The sequence below is a fragment of the Streptomyces sp. NBC_00683 genome (assembly GCF_036226745.1).
GTDB lineage: Bacteria > Actinomycetota > Actinomycetes > Streptomycetales > Streptomycetaceae > Streptomyces.
Map to the genome: position 1 here is coordinate 2,952,037 of NZ_CP109013.1, position 15,629 is coordinate 2,967,665.

General features: G+C 72.4%; 17 protein-coding genes. 9 read left to right on the top strand and 8 right to left on the bottom strand.

Going from position 1 to position 15,629, the window contains the following annotated elements:
- Window positions 1-21: 21 nt before the first annotated feature.
- From OG257_RS12855 to OG257_RS12865, 3 genes are read left to right on the top strand one after another with little or no spacing between them, the layout of a single operon-like run.
- Window positions 22-345: a 2Fe-2S iron-sulfur cluster-binding protein gene (locus OG257_RS12855; RefSeq protein WP_327114700.1), complete on the top strand. Its 324-nt coding sequence runs from the start codon at window positions 22-24 to the stop codon at window positions 343-345.
- Window positions 345-1,640, top strand: coding sequence for an NAD(P)/FAD-dependent oxidoreductase (locus OG257_RS12860; RefSeq protein WP_329207420.1), 1,296 nt, complete (start codon window positions 345-347; stop codon window positions 1,638-1,640). The genes OG257_RS12855 and OG257_RS12860 overlap by 1 nt, the downstream gene beginning before the upstream one ends.
- Window positions 1,633-2,202, top strand: coding sequence for a hypothetical protein (locus tag OG257_RS12865; RefSeq protein WP_329207421.1), 570 nt, complete (start codon window positions 1,633-1,635; stop codon window positions 2,200-2,202). The genes OG257_RS12860 and OG257_RS12865 overlap by 8 nt, the downstream gene beginning before the upstream one ends.
- Before the next feature lie 174 nt (window positions 2,203-2,376).
- On the opposite strand, the gene OG257_RS12870 is transcribed toward OG257_RS12865, so the two are convergent.
- The 3 genes from OG257_RS12870 to OG257_RS12880 all read right to left on the bottom strand — a co-directional run bounded on the left by OG257_RS12870 (window position 2,377) and on the right by OG257_RS12880 (window position 5,457).
- A complete protein-coding gene (locus OG257_RS12870; RefSeq protein ID WP_329207422.1) occupies window positions 2,377-3,642 on the bottom strand; it encodes a cytochrome P450 in 1,266 nt (421 codons plus the stop codon).
- A 184-nt stretch (window positions 3,643-3,826) separates the two neighbouring features.
- Entirely contained in the window at window positions 3,827-4,972 is a 1,146-nt protein-coding gene (locus OG257_RS12875; protein WP_329207423.1) for a hydrolase, read from the bottom strand.
- Window positions 4,969-5,457, bottom strand: a complete 489-nt coding sequence (locus OG257_RS12880; RefSeq protein ID WP_329207424.1) for an SRPBCC domain-containing protein — start codon at window positions 5,455-5,457, stop codon at window positions 4,969-4,971. Before OG257_RS12880 ends, OG257_RS12875 begins: the two co-directional genes overlap by 4 nt.
- A gap of 205 nt (window positions 5,458-5,662) precedes the next feature.
- Between OG257_RS12880 and OG257_RS12885 the strand changes: the two genes are divergently transcribed.
- The 4 genes from OG257_RS12885 to OG257_RS12900 all read left to right on the top strand — a co-directional run bounded on the left by OG257_RS12885 (window position 5,663) and on the right by OG257_RS12900 (window position 8,222).
- Window positions 5,663-6,448 (top strand): SDR family NAD(P)-dependent oxidoreductase, encoded by a 786-nt coding sequence (locus tag OG257_RS12885; protein ID WP_329207425.1) that lies wholly within the window; start codon window positions 5,663-5,665, stop codon window positions 6,446-6,448.
- Window positions 6,449-6,504: 56 nt separating this feature from the next.
- Window positions 6,505-7,047 (top strand): flavin reductase family protein, encoded by a 543-nt coding sequence (locus OG257_RS12890; protein ID WP_329207426.1) that lies wholly within the window; start codon window positions 6,505-6,507, stop codon window positions 7,045-7,047.
- Window positions 7,044-7,973, top strand: a complete 930-nt coding sequence (locus tag OG257_RS12895; RefSeq protein ID WP_329207428.1) for an MBL fold metallo-hydrolase — start codon at window positions 7,044-7,046, stop codon at window positions 7,971-7,973. Before OG257_RS12890 ends, OG257_RS12895 begins: the two co-directional genes overlap by 4 nt.
- A gap of 78 nt (window positions 7,974-8,051) precedes the next feature.
- On the top strand, window positions 8,052-8,222 hold the full coding sequence (locus OG257_RS12900) for a hypothetical protein (protein ID WP_329207429.1): 171 nt from the start codon (window positions 8,052-8,054) through the stop codon (window positions 8,220-8,222).
- 80 nt (window positions 8,223-8,302) lie between these two features.
- Here the strand turns inward: OG257_RS12900 and OG257_RS12905 are convergent, their stop codons facing one another.
- The 4 genes from OG257_RS12905 to glyA all read right to left on the bottom strand — a co-directional run bounded on the left by OG257_RS12905 (window position 8,303) and on the right by glyA (window position 12,423).
- A complete protein-coding gene (locus tag OG257_RS12905) occupies window positions 8,303-8,761 on the bottom strand; it encodes a nuclear transport factor 2 family protein (RefSeq protein ID WP_329207431.1) in 459 nt (152 codons plus the stop codon).
- 117 nt (window positions 8,762-8,878) lie between these two features.
- A complete protein-coding gene (locus OG257_RS12910) occupies window positions 8,879-9,838 on the bottom strand; it encodes a D-2-hydroxyacid dehydrogenase family protein (protein ID WP_329207433.1) in 960 nt (319 codons plus the stop codon).
- A gap of 52 nt (window positions 9,839-9,890) precedes the next feature.
- Window positions 9,891-10,991 (bottom strand): nuclease-related domain-containing protein, encoded by a 1,101-nt coding sequence (locus OG257_RS12915; protein ID WP_329207434.1) that lies wholly within the window; start codon window positions 10,989-10,991, stop codon window positions 9,891-9,893.
- A gap of 151 nt (window positions 10,992-11,142) precedes the next feature.
- Window positions 11,143-12,423 carry a serine hydroxymethyltransferase gene (glyA, locus tag OG257_RS12920; RefSeq protein ID WP_329207436.1) on the bottom strand — a complete coding sequence of 427 codons (1,281 nt, stop codon included), beginning with the start codon at window positions 12,421-12,423 and terminating at the stop codon, window positions 11,143-11,145.
- A gap of 293 nt (window positions 12,424-12,716) precedes the next feature.
- Here glyA and OG257_RS12925 point away from each other — a divergent pair, with 293 nt between their 5' ends.
- Window positions 12,717-13,502: an SGNH/GDSL hydrolase family protein gene (locus tag OG257_RS12925; RefSeq protein ID WP_329207438.1), complete on the top strand. Its 786-nt coding sequence runs from the start codon at window positions 12,717-12,719 to the stop codon at window positions 13,500-13,502.
- Between the two features lie 55 nt (window positions 13,503-13,557).
- Here the strand turns inward: OG257_RS12925 and ku are convergent, their stop codons facing one another.
- Entirely contained in the window at window positions 13,558-14,649 is a 1,092-nt protein-coding gene (ku, locus tag OG257_RS12930; RefSeq protein ID WP_329207440.1) for a non-homologous end joining protein Ku, read from the bottom strand.
- Window positions 14,650-14,708: 59 nt separating this feature from the next.
- On the opposite strand from ku, the gene ligD reads away from it, so the two are divergent.
- The gene (gene ligD / locus OG257_RS12935) at window positions 14,709-15,602 is read left to right on the top strand and encodes a non-homologous end-joining DNA ligase (protein WP_329207441.1); all 894 of its coding nucleotides are present in this window, start codon (window positions 14,709-14,711) and stop codon (window positions 15,600-15,602) included.
- The last annotated feature ends 27 nt before the right edge of the window (window positions 15,603-15,629 follow it).

The following is a 15,629-nucleotide window of genomic DNA, read 5'->3' on the forward strand; positions in this document are numbered from 1 at the left end:
ATTCCACGAGGAGAGCTCGCCATGGCCAAGATCACCTACAAGCATCCGAACGGTACCGTCACCATCGTCGACGTCCAGGCGCCCAACACGGTCATGCGCGGTGCGAAGCTCAACAACGTCGACGGCATCGAGGCCCAGTGCGGCGGCTCCGCCCAGTGCGGCACCTGCCATGTGTACGTCGACGAGGCGAACACGCTGCCGCTGCCCGAGATGGACTCCGTCGAGGACGACGTGCTGTACGGCACCGCCTGCGAGCGCACCGAGTTCAGCCGGCTGAGCTGCCAGTTGCCCGTCGGTGACGAGATCGACGGACTGCTGGTCCACCTGCCCGAGGCGCAGAGCTGATGGCCGCCCACGCGGTCGTCGTGGTCGGCGCGGGCCAGGCGGGGTTCGACACCGCCTGCGCCCTGCGCAGCCGGGGCTTCCGGGGCCGGATCACGCTCATCGGCGACGAGCCGCCCGGGCCGTCCTACCGGCCGCCGCTGTCCAAGGGCTACCTGGCGGGCACGGTGGCGGCCGAGGAGATCGCGCTGCGGCCCCCGTCGTTCTACACCGAACAGGACATCGAGCTGCTGCCCGGTGACCGGGTGGCCTCCCTCGACCGCGAGCGGCGCACCGTCCTCCTGGAGTCCGGACTGCGGCTGCCGTACGACAACCTCGTCCTGGCGACCGGTTCCCGGCCCCGTACCCTGCCCGTGCCCGGCGCCTCGCTGACCGGGGTGCTGTCGCTGCGCGGCCTGGCCGACGCCGAGGACCTGCGGCTGCGGCTCAGCGGGCCGCCCCGCAGACTCGTCGTGGTCGGCGCCGGCTTCATCGGCCTGGAGGTGGCGGCGACCGCCCGCGGCCTCGGCCACGACGTGACGGTGGTGGAGGCGCAGCCCCGGGCCCTGGCCCGCGCGCTCACCCCCACGGTGTCGGACCGGATCGTCGCCGAGCACCGCGAGCGGGGCGTACGCGTCCTGCTGGGGCGCGAGGTGACCGCACTCTTCGGCGACGCCGAGGGCCGGGTCCAGGTCATGGAGCTGGACGGCGGCGAGCGGATCGCCGCGGACCTCATCGTGGTCGGCGTCGGCGTCCTGCCGAACATCGAACTGGCCCTCGCCGCGGACCTGCTCGTCGGTGACGGCGTCGTCGTGGACGCGCAGCTGCGCACCAGCGACCCGGACATCTTCGCCCTCGGTGACTGCGCGCGCTTCCCGAGCCCGCACGCGGGCCGCCATGTCCGGGTGGAGTCCGTCCAGAACGCCTCCGACCAGGCCAAGTGCGTGGCCGCGGCGATCTGCGGCGAGCCCTACGCGTACACCGCCGTGCCCTGGTTCTGGTCCGAGCAGTACGCGCTGCGGCTGCAGATCGCGGGGCTGACGGCGGGCCACGACGAGACGGTCACCGTCGGCGACCTCGCCGACGGGAAGTTCTCCGTCTTCTGCTTCCGCGGGGGCCGGCTGACCGGCGTCGAGTCGGTGAACCGTCCCGCGGACCACGGCATCGCCCGGCGGCTGCTCACGGCCGGCACCGATCTGTCGCCCGAGACCGTCCGCGAGCCGGGCTTCGACCTCAAGAGACTCCCCCGCACCCCCACCACCCCCACAGCTTCACCGTCCCGCACAACCACCCAGGAAAGGCTGTCCGTCCATGCCTGAAACCACGTCGGCGCCCGCGGGCGCGACCACCGGGGCCGATACCGCCCGGCGTCGGCCTCCGCGTCCGATCACCCTGAGAGTCCTCGGCGTCTGGCTGGCCGTACTCGCGGTCCTGGCCGGTGTCGGCACCGCGTCGGCCACGGCCGGCGAGACGTCCAGGCACCACGTCAGAGCCGTGTCGCTGGCCGGAACCTGGGACCTCACGGTGACCGTCCACACCCCTGACGGCGATTCCGTCGCCCACTCCCGCTTCGTCTTCCGCGCCGACCACCAGCTGACGGTCGAGGGGCCGGCCGACGAGAACGGTGAGCCCCAGTTCGCCGGCAGCGGCTTCTGGAGCGACAAGAAAAACGGCACGTTCGCCTTCTACGTCACGCACCCGCCGGGCCCGCCGGGATCCCCGTACCCGGGCAAGGTGGAAGCGGTGCACATGGGGCGGGTCTCGGGGCAGCAGTTCGTCTCCCGGGCGTACGCCTTCGTCACCCCCGACGCGACCGTGGGCCCGCAGGGGCCGATCGACGTGGACGCCACCGCCGTCCGGGTGTCCTCCGCGGCCGGCTGACCCGGCTCCGGCCTCCTGCCCGCGCGCCCGCCTCCCGCTCCCACGAGCGGAAGGCGGGCGCGGCTCGTGCTGCGCCGAGGGGCGCGGGCACGGAACGGTCCCGGCCCCCTCGTCCTTCTTCTTGTCCGTGAAGGAGGATGAGGGGGCCGGGACCGTTCCCGTGTGTCTGCCGGGTCAGTTGCCCCGGACGACCGGGAGGCTGGTCAGCGTGTGGTTGATCTCCCCGGTGTGCCACGGCAGTTCGCTCTCCGGCACCGCGAGCTTCAGGTCCGGGAAGCGCCGTACGAGGCCCTCGATGGCGATCTCCATCTCCATGCGCCCCAGGTGCTTGCCCAGGCAGTAGTGCATCCCGTGGCCGAAGGAGATGTGCGGGTTGCGCTCACGGCCCAGGTCGAGCCGGTCCGGCTCGTCGAAGACCTCCGCGTCGCGGTTGGCCGAGGCGAGCGAGAGCAGGACGGCGTCGCCCTTCGGGATCGTCACGTCGCCGACCTCGATGTCCTCCGCCGCGATGCGCGGGAAGCCGGAGGTGTCGGTGGCGAACAGGTTGACGTGCCGCAGGAGTTCCTCGACCGCCTTCGGGATGCGGGAGTGGTCCTCGACCAGGTAGCGCCACTGCTCCTGGTGGTCGACCAGCAGGGCCAGTACGGAGTTGGCCAGCTGGTTGGCCGTGGTGTCGAAGCCGGCCCCGATCAGGGTGAAGCCGAAGGTGACCAGCTCGGGCTCGCTGAGCCGGTCGTCGTCGTCGCGGGCCGCGATGAGCTCGGACAGCATGTCGTCGGAGGGGTTGGCCCGCTTCTCGGCGATCAGCCCGACGATGTACTCGCTGAGCTTGCCCAGTGCGTGCAGGGACGCCTCACCGCCGGCCCGGTCGTCGACGGTCGCGAAGGCACGGGCCCACTGCTCGAACTCCCGCAGGTCCTGGGACGGTACGCCCAGGAGCTCACCGATGACGGTCAGCGGCAGCGGCACCGCCAGCTGCTGGACGAGGTCCACGGCGCCGTCCTTGGCCTCCATGTCGTCGAGGAGCTCGTCCGTGACCCGCTGGACGTTCTCCCGCATGCGCTCGACCCGCCGCATGGTGAACGCGCCGGCGACCAGCTTGCGCAGCCGCGAGTGCTCGGGGGCGTCCAGCGAGATGATCATCTCGGGGGTGGTGTGCATCGTGCCGCCCACCCGGGGAGCGCCTTCGCCGCAGGCCTGGGCGCGGCTGAGCCGGGGGTCGGCGGACAGCCGGCGCACGTCCTCGTAGCGGGTGATCAGCCAGGCGTCCACACCTCCCGCGGTGGGCACCTTCACCACCGGCTGTTCGGTGCGCAGCCGGCCGTACGCGGGCGCCGGGCCGCGGTAGCTGGATCCGGTGAAGGGGAACGTGCCGGCCACCGGGCAGCCGGTGCCCTGGGGCGCCGTCTCCTGGGTGGCTGTCTCCTGGGTGACTGTCACGACGAAACCTCCGCTTGGGGCGTTACGGGTCGGGCCTCAACGTACGGACCGCCGATGGAGGCCAAGTCGCCCCGAACTGGAGTCCGTCGACGGGCGTTCCCGGTGCCCTGGGCAGCCCCCTGGGACGCGGGAGGGGGCGCCCGGAACTTCCCGGACGCCCCCTCCCGCCGTGCGGCGGCTCGGCTCACTCGGCGGGGCCGAGGAGCACGGCCGAGTAGTTCTTCCGGGCCGCCGTGTCGTACTGGAGCGCCACATGGCTGGTGGCGGAGGTGATGTCCCGCCAGAACCGCTGCAGCGCGTGCCCCTCGCCGAGACCTCCGGTGCCGGCCGCGCCGACCAGCAGCGCGGCCGCCTCGCGGAGGGTCTCGGCGGCGTAGGTGGCGTTGCGCTCGTTGCGCGCCATGTGCTCGGGCGTGAACAGCCGCTCGTCCAGGACCTGGGCGTTCTGCTCCACGAGGTGACGCGCGGCGTCGACCCGGCCGGACGCGCGGACCACGGTCAGCTCGGCGGTCTGGTTGCGCCGCCGGCCGGTGATGGAGCCCGCGCACGCCGCCAGGGCGCCGGTGGCGGCGCCGACGACGGGCGCGATGAAGGTGAGTCCGCCGACGGCCTGGAAGGGCACGTTGTGGGCGGCCACCCGGGAGGTGCCGTTGCGGCCGGTGAGCATGTCGGTGCGGTCGAAGGACAGGTGCGCCGGTACGAACACGTCGTCGATGACGACCGTGTGGCTGCCGGTGGCCCGCATCCCGACGCTGTCCCAGGTCTCGCGCACGGTGTACGCGCCCCGGGGCAGGGTGAAGAAGCGCAGCTGCGGCGGGCCCTCTCCGCCGCCGACCGCCGCGCAGACCATCGCCCAGTCCGCGAAGTCGATGCCGCTGACGTACGCCCACTGGCCGGTGACCTGCCAGCCTCCGTCCACGGCCCTGGCCCGCCCCGCGGGCATCAGGCCGGTCGCCACGACCGTGTCGGGGCCTGCGCCCCACAGGGCCTGGTGGCCCTCCTCGGGCAGGTGGGAGGCGAAGCGCGCCGAGTACGCGGCGAGCGACGCACACCATGCCGAGGCGGCACAGCCCTCGCCGACGGAGACGACGGCCCGGGTCAGCTCCGCGAAGGAGCCCTCCGTGCCGCCGAAGCGGGCCGACACGAAGTGCCGGGCGAACCCGGCCTCACGTATCGCGTCGGTGACCTCGCGGGACAGGCCGCGCCCGGTGTCCGCGTCGGCCGCGTGCAGGGCCGCGAGCAGCCGCAGCCGGTCGGCGGCCGGGACCAGCCCCGTGTCCGTGGCCGCGGGGGCCGCCGGGGCGTCGATGACGCTTCCGTCGATGCTCATGCTCCGGCCCCGTCCCCGACGGCCTGCGCGAAGCGTTCCAGCGTCTCGCCCGGGCTCGGTCCGTCCAGCGCCTTGAAGATCCGCTCGGCGCCCGGGCCGTGCCGGTCCAGCTTGACGTGAGCGAGAGAGACCTTGGTGCCCCCGTCGACGGCCTCGAAGTCCACCTCGATCTGGCTCGCCCCGTCGTCGGTGGGGATGGACTGCCAGTTGGGGTCGATCCGCCAGGTCATGGCGACGCGGCGGCCGGGCACCCATTCCAGGATCCGGCCCCAGGCGATCTCGGTGCCCTCCACGTCCCACTCGTAGTAACGCCCGCCCACGCCCGCCTCGAAGGCCAGGCCGGCCCGCTCCTTGCGCACGAGGATGTGGCTCGGCGGCCACCAGTCCACAGGGCGCTCGGTGAAGACCTTGAAGCACTGGTCGGGCGTCGCCGCCACGGTCACCGACTTCCTGACATCGGGCAGGGTCTGCGTCTGCTCGGGCACGGGGCCTCCTCGCTCCAGCCGGGTGTCCGCCCGGTCGCCGCATCGAATGGCGCCCACGCTGACGGCAAGCGCTAGGCCCGGTGTGGAGTTCGGCTGGAGGGCCGGGCCTCCACCCCGGGTCCAGCGGCGTGCGAGAACCCCGCAAGGACACGGGCCCACCGTCGAGCTCCTGGACAGGATCGACACGAGCGATGGGGAGAGCACGATGACAGACGCGGGACGACGAGTTGCCTTCGTCACCGGTGCGACCAGCGGTATCGGCCTGGCCGTGACCGAGCTGCTCGCCCGGCAGGGGGTCGCGGTGTTCGGTGTGGCGCGCAGCGCCGAGAGCGTACGCACCGTGGTCAAGCAGCTGCGTGAAGAGGGCCTCGAAGTGGCCGGCACGGTGTGCGACGTGACGTCCCTGGAGCAGATCCAGGAGGCCGTACGGGCCGCGGTCGCCGAGTACGGGCGGATCGACATCCTCGTGAACAACGCGGGCCGGGGCGGCGGCGGTGTGACGGCCGAGATGGAGGACTCGCTCTGGGACGACGTGATCGAGACCAATCTCAACGGCACCTTCCGCGTCACCCGCGAGGTACTCAAGGCCGGCCTGATGCGGGACGGCGACTGGGGCCGGATCATCAACATCGCGTCCACCGGCGGGAAGCAGGGCGTCGAACTCGCCGCGCCCTACTCCGCGTCCAAGCACGGCGTGATCGGCTTCACCAAGGCCGTGGGCAAGGAGCTCGCCCCGACCGGGATCACCGTGAACGCCGTCTGCCCGGGCTATGTCGAGACGCCGATGGCGCAGCGCGTACGCCAGGGCTACGCGGGCCACTACGGGGTGAGCGAGCAGGAGATCCAGGACAAGTTCAACGCGAAGATCCCGCTGGGCCGTTACTCCACCCCCGAGGAGGTGGCCGGCCTGGTCGGCTACCTGGCCTCCGACACGGCCGGATCGATCACCGCCCAGGCACTGAACGTCTGTGGCGGACTCGGCAACTACTGAGCCCGCCCGTACCCCCTCATGGCCCTGATGGCACGAGCAGAATCGGAGTACCTGACATGACTGCTGTGACCGCCGGCGCACTGCTGGCCGAACCCGACGTGGCCGCCTTCCGTACCGCGATGGGCCGATTCCCCACGGGCGTCACCCTGCTCACCCAGGGCAGCGGCGACGACACCATCGTCATGACGCTCAACAGCCTGACCTCGGTGTCGCTCGACCCGATGCTGATCCTGGTGTCCGTGAAGGCCGACGGCCGGATGCGGCCGCGGATCTCGCGCGCCGGGAGCTTCGCGGTGAACGTGCTGACGGAGGCGCAGCGCGACCTGGCGCAGGAGTTCTGCCGCCCCGACCGTTCGGAGGGCCGGGCCGCGATGCTGCGGCTGTCCGCCGAGGAGGGTGTCACCGGCAACGCCGTACTGCCCGACGCGGAGACGTACGTGGAGTGCGTCCTGGACGCGGAGTACGCCGCCGGGGACCACACGCTCCTCATCGGCAGGGTGGTCGCCCTGTCCGGCGGGCTGTCCGCCCCCGACCCGCTCCTCTTCCACCAGGGCCGTTTCGGCCGGCTGCCCTCCGCCGCGAAGGAGGAGGGCGCGTGACGACGGCTCAGGCCCCGCGGGTGGCACCGCCCGGCTCGCTGGTGCCGGTCGCCGAGGACGTGTACGCCTTCGTCCAGCCGGAGGGCGGCTGGTGTCTCAACAACGCGGGCCTGGTCGCCGGCGGGGGCCGCTCCGTCCTGGTGGACACGGCGGCGACCGAGTCCCGCACCCGGCGGCTGCGGGAGGAGGTCGCCCGGATCGTTCCCGGCGGTCCGGACTACGTCGTCAACACGCACTTCCACGGCGACCACACCTTCGGCAACGGCCAGTTCGCCCCCCGCGCGGTGGTCGTGGCCCACGCGGGGACGCGGGCCGACACCGAGGAGGCGGGCCTCGGCCTGCGCCACCTGTGGCCGGACGTGGAGTGGGGCGAGACCCCGCTGACGCTCCCCACCCTCACCTTCCGGGACGAACTCACCCTGCACGGCGAGGGGCTGCGTACCGAGCTCCTGCACGTGGGGCCCGCCCACACGGCGAACGACATCGTGGCGTGGGTGCCCGAGCGCGCTGTCCTGTTCACCGGTGACGTCGTCTGGTCGGGGGTGACCCCGTACATCCTGATGGGGTCGGTCACCGGTTCGCTGCGGGCCCTGGAGCGGCTGCGGGCGCTCGGGCCCGCGGTGGTGGTCCCCGGGCACGGCCCGGTCGGCGGACCGGAGCTCATCGACGCGACGGAGGCGTACCTCCGGCTGCTCCAGGGGTTGGCCGAGGACGGTCTGCGGCGCGGCGTGGGCCCGCTGCAGGCCGCGCGGGAGGCGGACATCGGCGCGTTCGCCGGGCTCCTGGACTCCGAGCGGCTGGTCGGGAACCTCCACCGCGCGTATGCGGAGCTCGACGGCCTCGCCCCGGGTGCCCGCATCGATGTGGCGGCGTCCTTCAAGGAGATGGTCGCCTTCCACGGGGGGCTGCCGGCCTGTCACGCCTGACGGTACGGCGCACACACCGCGCCACTCGTACCTCTCGCACACCTCGCACACCTCGCACAACCGAAGGAGGAGTCGTCGATGGAGACGATGCTGCTGGACCGTGTCACGGTGGAACTGCCGCTGCCGGAACTGTCACTGCCCCTGCCACCCGCACCGCCGGACGAGGCACCCCCCTGGGTCCCCCTGCTGCTGGCCGGGGACCTCGACGACGACGGGAGCGAACCGCACATCTGCCGCGGCATCGACTGACGGCCTGCCGGAACGGTGTCCGGCGCATGGACGAGGGGCCCAACGCGTTGGGCCCCTCGTCCATGCGCCGGACACCGTGTTCAGGAGGCGGCCGGAGCGACCGGGCTGTCGCGGTGGATGACACGGGAGCGGGTCAGCAGGCGGCCGTCGCGGCGGACCAGCACGTCGTCCACGGTGAAGGTCGGCTGGAAGGAGACCTTCCCTTCACGGTCGGTCTGGGTGACCAGCGTGTAGTACGAGACCCGCAGCGTGTCCTCGTCCGCCGGGTCGGCCTCGATGAGCAGATGGCCGAACCAGTGCCGCACGGCGATGTCCTGGTAGCGGGGCAGGTTGGCCCGCATCCCGGCGATCATCTCCACCCGGCCGCTCTGCCGCTGGCCGCCCGCGTGCACGACCTCGCCGTCGTCCGTGAACGTGTCGGCGAAGCCCTCGATGTCGAGGGCGTCGACCCGTCGCATCTGCTGGGCGTAGAAGGTCTGCACCTCGGCATACAGGTCACCCGTGACCTGCTGACGGAGGGTCCCGACGGGCTGAGACATGGCAACTCCCTTCGCGACGGCCGCCCTCATGGCTGCGCCGTCACCACCAGGCTGCCGGGTGCGGCTGCAGCGCCACTGGAGACGCACTCGCTCCCCGCTCCGGGACGGCCCCCGGCGTCAGCCGAGCCGGCGTACCGGCTCCCCGTCGAGGAACGCGCGGATGTCCTCGACGGCATGCGTGTAGTACGTCGCGTAGTTGGCCCGGGACACGTAGCCCAGGTGCGGGGTCGCCAGCAGGCGCGGGGCGGTACGCATGGGGTGGCCGGCCGGAAGCGGCTCGACGTCGAACACGTCGACTCCGGCCCCCGCGATGGCCCCCTTGTGCAGTACGTCGAGCAGCGCGTCCTGATCGACGATCGCCGCCCGCGAGGTGTTGATCAGATAGCTGCCGGACCGCATCAGGCCGAGCTCCTGCGCCCCGATCAGCCCTCGGGTGCGATCGCTCAGCACCAGGTGCACGGAGACGAAGTCGCTGGTCTCCAGGAGCTCTTCCTTCGACGCGGCGAGCACGACACCTGCCTCCGCCGCCCGTTCCGCCGTCAGATTCGTGCTCCAGGCCACTACGTCCATGCCGAAGGCGAGGCCGACCCGGGCGACCCTGCTGCCGATCTTCCCCAGTCCGAGGAGCCCCAGCTTGCGCCCGTGCAGGTCCGCCCCGACGGTCGACTGCCAGGGGCCGCCGTCGCGCAGGGCGTTGGCCTCGGGCACGATCCCGCGCGCCAGGCCGAGCAGGAGCGCCCAGGTGAGCTCTACGGGCGGGGTGGTGGTGCTCGCGGTGCCGCAGACGGTGACCCCGTGCCGCTCGGCGGCGGCGTAGTCGATGACGGAGTTGCGCATGCCGGACGCGATGAGCAGCCGCAGCCGGGGCAGCCGCTCGATCAGGGAGGCGGGGAACGGCACGCGCTCGCGCAGGGTGACGACGATGTCGAAACCGGCGAGTGCGGCGGCCAGTTCGTCCTCGGAGGCGAAGTGCTCGGCGAAGCCGACGACATCGACGTCGTCGGCGACGGGCGACCAGTCCGCGGCAGTGGTGGCGACGGACTGGAAGTCGTCCAGCACGGCACAGCGAAGTTTCACGGCGTCTTCTCCCTCGGCGGCTCCCGAGGAATCTACCGGCCGCGCTCCGGGCTCACGCGTCCGGCCAGGCGTCCCGGTTCCGGGCGACGTCGTAGACCCTTTCGACCTGGGTGGGGGTCAGGACGTCCTTCAACGGGGCGAGGGCGGACAGGTCGCGGTCCCGGCAGACGCGGACGTCGGGCGGGGTGGCGAGCACATCGAGGGCGGCGACTCCGACGAACACCAGCACGGACCGGACCGGCACGGCGAAGGCGCAGTGCGTCTCCAGCACCGTCCGGGCATGCCGGGCCCCGGGCGCGGCTTCGAGTACGTACGTCTGCGGGGAGCCCTCGTCGATCTGCAGCGTGCCGTCCCCGATCCGTACCGAGGCACCGGGCCGGTGCTCGGTGCGCACGGCGAACACCCCTCCGGGGCCGATCAGCAGATGCCCGATCTCCGCACCGCCCGGCAGGGGCAGGGAGTGCAGGACCCTCCAGCCGTGACGGGTCAGCCGCCTCAGCTCGGCCCCGACCCGCCGCTCCCCGGCGAGGGCGCCCCGGCGCGGATCGGCCTCCTTGCTCCGCCGCAGCGCCCCGGTGGTGGCCCGTACGAGCAGCCCGGGGCCGTTCTCGGCGAGCTGCGCCCGGAGCGCGGCACCGGGCCGTCGGGCCGCCAGGTCGTTCACGGCGGTGAGCGCGGGCAGCACGGGCCGCCGCGCCGACGCCCGCTGCCCGGGCTGCCCTGCCGGCACCTGCTGTACAGGCTGCTCGGGTTGCTCGGGCTGCCGTCCCGGTGCCTGCCGCAAGGGGGCGGGCGCGGGCTCCCGGGCCCGGCCCTGCTCCGGCACCCGTAAGCCCTCCGGCTCCCCGTCGGGTGCGCGGCCCGGCTCCCCGTCCGGCGGGGCCGGGCGGGGAGCGTCGGGTTTCCGCATCCGCCGGAGCGGCGGGATCCGTGGGGCCGGCGGCGGCCCCGCAGGCGCCGCCTCGTCGAGCGCGGGCATGTCCGGGACCTGCCGCGCGAGCGCGTCGGTCACGGCGTCGCGGTAGCGCGGGTGCAGGACCGTGATCGTGCCGCTGCCCAGATCCGCCCATCCGATCGCCGTGCCGTCCGGCAGGTTCACATAGAGCCGGTCGTGCCCGAAGAGCTGCCATGACGTGACCTTCAGATCCTGCATTCGTGCCCCCTCGCGTTCACGCGTGCGCCACCCGACTCCCCCAGCCTGTACGGCAGTTCGACGAACGGACAGGGCGCAGAGCGGGCGCGCGGAGTCGAGCCCCCGGCGGTCCGGGCCGCCCCGCGCCCTCCACGGCACCCGGGGGCGCCTCTCAGCGGGGCGGCAGCCCGGGCGCCGGCCAGGCGTCCATCAGGGCCTTCACCTCGCCGCGGACCTTGGACACGGTGGCCTCGTCACCGGTGCGGGCCGCCTCGACCACGAGGTCGATCCACTGGGCGACGGCACGCATCTCGGACTCCGGGATGCCCCGGGAGGTCAGCGCGGGCGTGCCGATGCGGATGCCGGACGGGTCGAAGGGCTTACGGGGGTCGTACGGCACCGTGTTGTAGTTGACGACGATCCCGGCCCGGTCCAGGGCCTTGGCCGCGACCTTGCCCGGTACGTCCTTCCCGGTGAGGTCGACCAGCAGCAGGTGGTTGTCCGTACCGCCGGACACCAGGTCGAAGCCGCGCGCGGCCAACTCCTCCCCCAGAGCCCGGGCATTGGCGACGACCTGATGGGCGTACTCGCGGAACCCGGCCCCCGCCGCCTCCTTCAGCGCGACCGCGATGGCCGCGGTGGTCTGGTTGTGCGGACCGCCCTGGAGGCCGGGGAAGACCGCACGGTCGATGGCGCGCGCGTGCTCGGCCCTGGACAGCAGCATCGCTCCGCGGGGCCCGCGCAGGGTCTTGTGGGTGGTGGTGGACACGACGTCCGCGTACGGAGCGGGCGAGGGGTGCGCACCCCCGGCGATCAGTCCGGCGATGTGGGCGACATCGGCCACCAGCACCGCCCCCACCTCGCGGGCGACGTCGGCGAACCCGGCGAAGTCGATCACCCGGGGCACCGCGGTGCCGCCGCAGAAGATCAGCTTGGGCCGCTCGGCGCGTGCCAGGTCGCGCACCTCGTCCAGGTCGATGCGCCCGGTGTCGCGGCGCACCCCGTACTGCACGCCCCGGAACCAGGTGCCGGTCGCGGAGACGCCCCAGCCGTGCGTGAGGTGCCCGCCCATCGGCAGCGACATCCCGAGGACGGTGTCGCCCGGTTCGAGGAAGGCCAGGTACGCGGCGAGGTTGGCGGGCGAGCCGGAGTACGGCTGCACATTGGCGTGGTCCATCCCGAAGAGCGCCTTGGCCCGCTCGACGGCCAGCGTCTCCACCTGGTCGATGACCTGCTGGCCCTCGTAGTAGCGCTTGCCGGGGTAGCCCTCGGAGTACTTGTTCTGCAGGACGGTGCCGGTCGCATCGAGGACGGCGGCGGACACGTAGTTCTCACTGGGAATCAGGCGCAGGGTGTCCGCCTGGAGCCGCTCCTCGGCGCTCACCAGGGCGGCGAGTTCCGGGTCGGCCGCTGTCAGGGCGGGTCGGCGGTCATCGGACGGCTGTACGGCCACGGGGGTCCTCCCGGGTCGGTCGCAGTGCTGCGACGTGGACCCGGATGCCCAGGCGGACGGCCCTCCGGCGATGACGCCCCGGGCAGGCCCGGGGTGTGCCGCTCCCTCGTGGTCGTTTCCACGGAGCACCCTGCCGGGTACGCGCCAGTCGCGGCGTTCCGCACTTTACTGCGCGGACGTCCGCGGCGGGTGCTTGTCGGACGTGGTCGGCGATTTCACCGATGTTCCGGGAGAGCGGGCGGCGCGATGGTGTGCAACGGCACCCGCCCCCATCCGCTCCCCGGAGGAATCCCATGCGCATCCCCCGCGTGCTCACCGCAACCATGCTGGCCGTCGGGCTGGCGGGCATCTCGGTACCCGTATCCGCTGCCACGTCGACCGCGGCGGCGGCCGGGCAGTACGTGGCCCTCGGCGACTCGTACGCCTCCGGTACCGGCGCGGGCGACTACTCGGACACGGCCTGTACCCGGAGCAGGAACGCCTATCCGCAGCTCTGGGCGAACGCCAACGCCCCGGGCTCGTTCACCTTCGCCGCCTGCGGCGGGGCGAAGATCCCCGATGTCCTCGCCGACCAGGTCGAGCACCTGGGCTCGGGCACCACCCTGGTCAGTCTCAGCATCGGCGGCAACGACTCCGGCTTCGCCTCGACGATGCTGAGCTGCAAGTACTCCACGCTCTCGGCCTGCGAGCGGGCCCTGGACACGGCAGCGGAGTACGTCCGCGACGAACTTCCGGGCGAGCTGGACCAGTTGTACGCGACCGTGCGCGACCGGGCACCCGGCGCCCATGTCGTCGTCGTGGGCTACCCGCACCTCTACAAGGAGGGCGGTCTCTGCCTCGGCGGTCTCAGTTCGGCCAAGCGCACGGCTGTGAACAAGGGTTCCGATCTTCTGAACGCGACGATCGCGGGCCGCGCCGCCGCGGCCGGTTTCGCCTTCGCGGACGGCCGTCCCGCGTTCGCGGGCCACGAGATCTGCACGAGCGACCCGTGGATCAGCGACTCGAACGTGCACCCCACGGCGGAGGGGCACGAGAAGGCCTACCTGCCGGCCCTCGAAGCGGCGGTCCCGGCCGGCTGACGGGCCGGACCGGCGGTCCTCCACGGCGTCCACCGGTGGAGGACCGCGCCGCCCTTCAGGCCGTGGAGCGGGGCCGGCTCGATGCGGCCCGCTTGCCGGCCGACTTCCCCGCGGTCTTCGGCGTCGTCTTCTTCGCCGCGGCCTTCTTCGCCGTCGTCTTCGTCGCGGCCGTCTTCTTCGGCGTCGCCTTCTTCGCCGCGGTCTTCTTCTGCGTCGTCCTCTTCGCGGTGGTCTTCTTCGCGGTGGTCTTCCTCGCCGCCGTCCTCCCCGAAGCGGTCTTCTTCGCGCCCCCCGCACCGGTGGCGGCCTTCGTGCCCGTCTTCTTCCGGCCCTCGATGGGGTGGACGTCCGCCACCTCGTCCCCGTCCTCGCCGTGGGACTCCTTCGCCGCCCGCACGCTGCTCTCCAGCGCCGCCATGAGGTCGATGACCTGGCCCCCGCCGCTCTCCTCCTCCGCCGTCTCCACGGTCTCCCCGGCGGCCTTCGCCGCGACGAGCTCCTCGACCGCCTCGCGGTAGTCGTCGTGGAGCGTGTCCAGGTCGGCTTCGCCGAGGGTGTTCATCAGGGTGTCCGCCAGGTCGAGTTCGGCATCACGGACCTTGATGCCGGCGTCCGGAGCGATGCCTTCGGGGGTGCGGATCTCGTCCGGCCAGAGCAGGCCGTGCATCGCGATCACGTCGTCGACCACCCGCAGCATGCCGAGCCGTTCGCGGCCGCGCAGCGCGAACTTCGCGACGGCGACCTTCTCGCTCCGCTTCAGGGCCTCGCGCAGCAGCGCGTACGGCTTGGCCGCGGGCCCCCCGTTGGCGGAGAGGTAGTACGCCGAGTCGAGCTGGAGCGGGTCGATGGCGGAGGCGGGCACGAAGCCCTCGATCTCGATCGTCTTGGCGGTGGGCAGCGGGAGTGAGGCGAGATCCTCGTCGGTCACGGGGATCACGGTGCCGTCGGCGTCCTCGTACGCCTTGCCGGTCTCGGCGCCGGTCACTTCCTGCTCGTCCAGTTCGCAGACCTTGTGGTACCGGATCCGGCCACCGTCGGCGAGGTGGATCTGGCGGAAGGAGATCGAATGGTTCTCGGTGGCGTTCATCAGCTTGACCGGGATGCTGACCAGCCCGAAGGAGATGGAGCCGTTCCAGATGGACCTCACCGTTCACCCCTAACGACCGCTTAGCCCTCTTCAGACCGATTTCATGTGATTCTTATCGTATGACGCCGATCACGGAGGTGGAGGGGCGGCGCCTGGCGCTCAGCAATCTCGACAAGGTGCTGTACCCCGCCACCGGCACCACCAAGGGCGAGGTTCTGCACTACTACGCGGCCACGGCGGCGGACGCCCTTCTCACCCATGTGCGCGACCGGCCGCTGTCCTTCCTCAGATATCCGGACGGCCCGGCGGGACTGCGCTTCTTCACCAAGAATCCGCCCCCCGGTACGCCCGACTGGGTAGCCACCGCCCCGGTGCCCCGCCACGACGATCCGGACGCCCGGCAGATCCTCGTGCAGGACCTGCCCTCACTGATGTGGGCCGCGAATCTGGTGGTGGAGTTCCATACGCACCAGTGGTGCCGGGACACGCCCGCCGTCGCCGACCGGATGGTGTTCGACCTGGATCCCGGGGCGCCCGCGAGCATCGTCGAATGCTGCACGGTGGCGCTCTGGCTGCGGGAGCGGCTGGCGGCCGACGGCCTGTCCGCGTACGGGAAGACCTCGGGATCCAAGGGGCTGCATCTGCTCGTGCCCCTGGAGCCCACCCCCAGTGACGAGGTGACGGCCTACGCGAAGGCACTCGCCGTCGAGGCCCGGAGCGAACTGCCCGAACTGGCCGTGCACCGGATGACCCGTGCGCTGCGGCCGGGAAAGATCTTCGTGGATTTCAGCCAGAACGCGGCGGCCAAGACGACCGCGGCCCCCTACACCCTGCGCGCGAAGGACAGCCCGACCGTGTCCGCACCCGTCACCTGGGACGAGATCGAGGCGTGCGGGACCCCCGCCGATCTGGCCTTTCTCGCCGGGGACATGGCCGCACGGCTGGACCGGCACGGGGATCTGCTCGCCCCGCTGACCGATCCGGGCCAGGCGCGTCCGCTCCCCGGGGGCTGAAGCGGACGGCGGACGGACAGGCGGGGC

Excerpts from the sequence above, each read along its gene's own strand:
- OG257_RS12855 (WP_327114700.1), top strand. The coding sequence starts at position 22 with ATGGCCAAGATCACCTACAAGCATCCGAACGGTACCGTCACCATCGTC.
- ligD (WP_329207441.1), top strand. The coding sequence starts at position 14,709 with ATGACGCCGATCACGGAGGTGGAGGGGCGGCGCCTGGCGCTCAGCAAT.
- OG257_RS12905 (WP_329207431.1), bottom strand. The coding sequence starts at position 8,761 with ATGTCTCAGCCCGTCGGGACCCTCCGTCAGCAGGTCACGGGTGACCTG.
- OG257_RS12925 (WP_329207438.1), top strand. The coding sequence starts at position 12,717 with ATGCGCATCCCCCGCGTGCTCACCGCAACCATGCTGGCCGTCGGGCTG.
- OG257_RS12915 (WP_329207434.1), bottom strand. The coding sequence starts at position 10,991 with ATGCAGGATCTGAAGGTCACGTCATGGCAGCTCTTCGGGCACGACCGG.
- OG257_RS12890 (WP_329207426.1), top strand. The coding sequence starts at position 6,505 with ATGACTGCTGTGACCGCCGGCGCACTGCTGGCCGAACCCGACGTGGCC.
- OG257_RS12875 (WP_329207423.1), bottom strand. The coding sequence starts at position 4,972 with ATGAGCATCGACGGAAGCGTCATCGACGCCCCGGCGGCCCCCGCGGCC.
- OG257_RS12865 (WP_329207421.1), top strand. The coding sequence starts at position 1,633 with ATGCCTGAAACCACGTCGGCGCCCGCGGGCGCGACCACCGGGGCCGAT.
- OG257_RS12885 (WP_329207425.1), top strand. The coding sequence starts at position 5,663 with ATGACAGACGCGGGACGACGAGTTGCCTTCGTCACCGGTGCGACCAGC.
- OG257_RS12860 (WP_329207420.1), top strand. The coding sequence starts at position 345 with ATGGCCGCCCACGCGGTCGTCGTGGTCGGCGCGGGCCAGGCGGGGTTC.
- OG257_RS12900 (WP_329207429.1), top strand. The coding sequence starts at position 8,052 with ATGGAGACGATGCTGCTGGACCGTGTCACGGTGGAACTGCCGCTGCCG.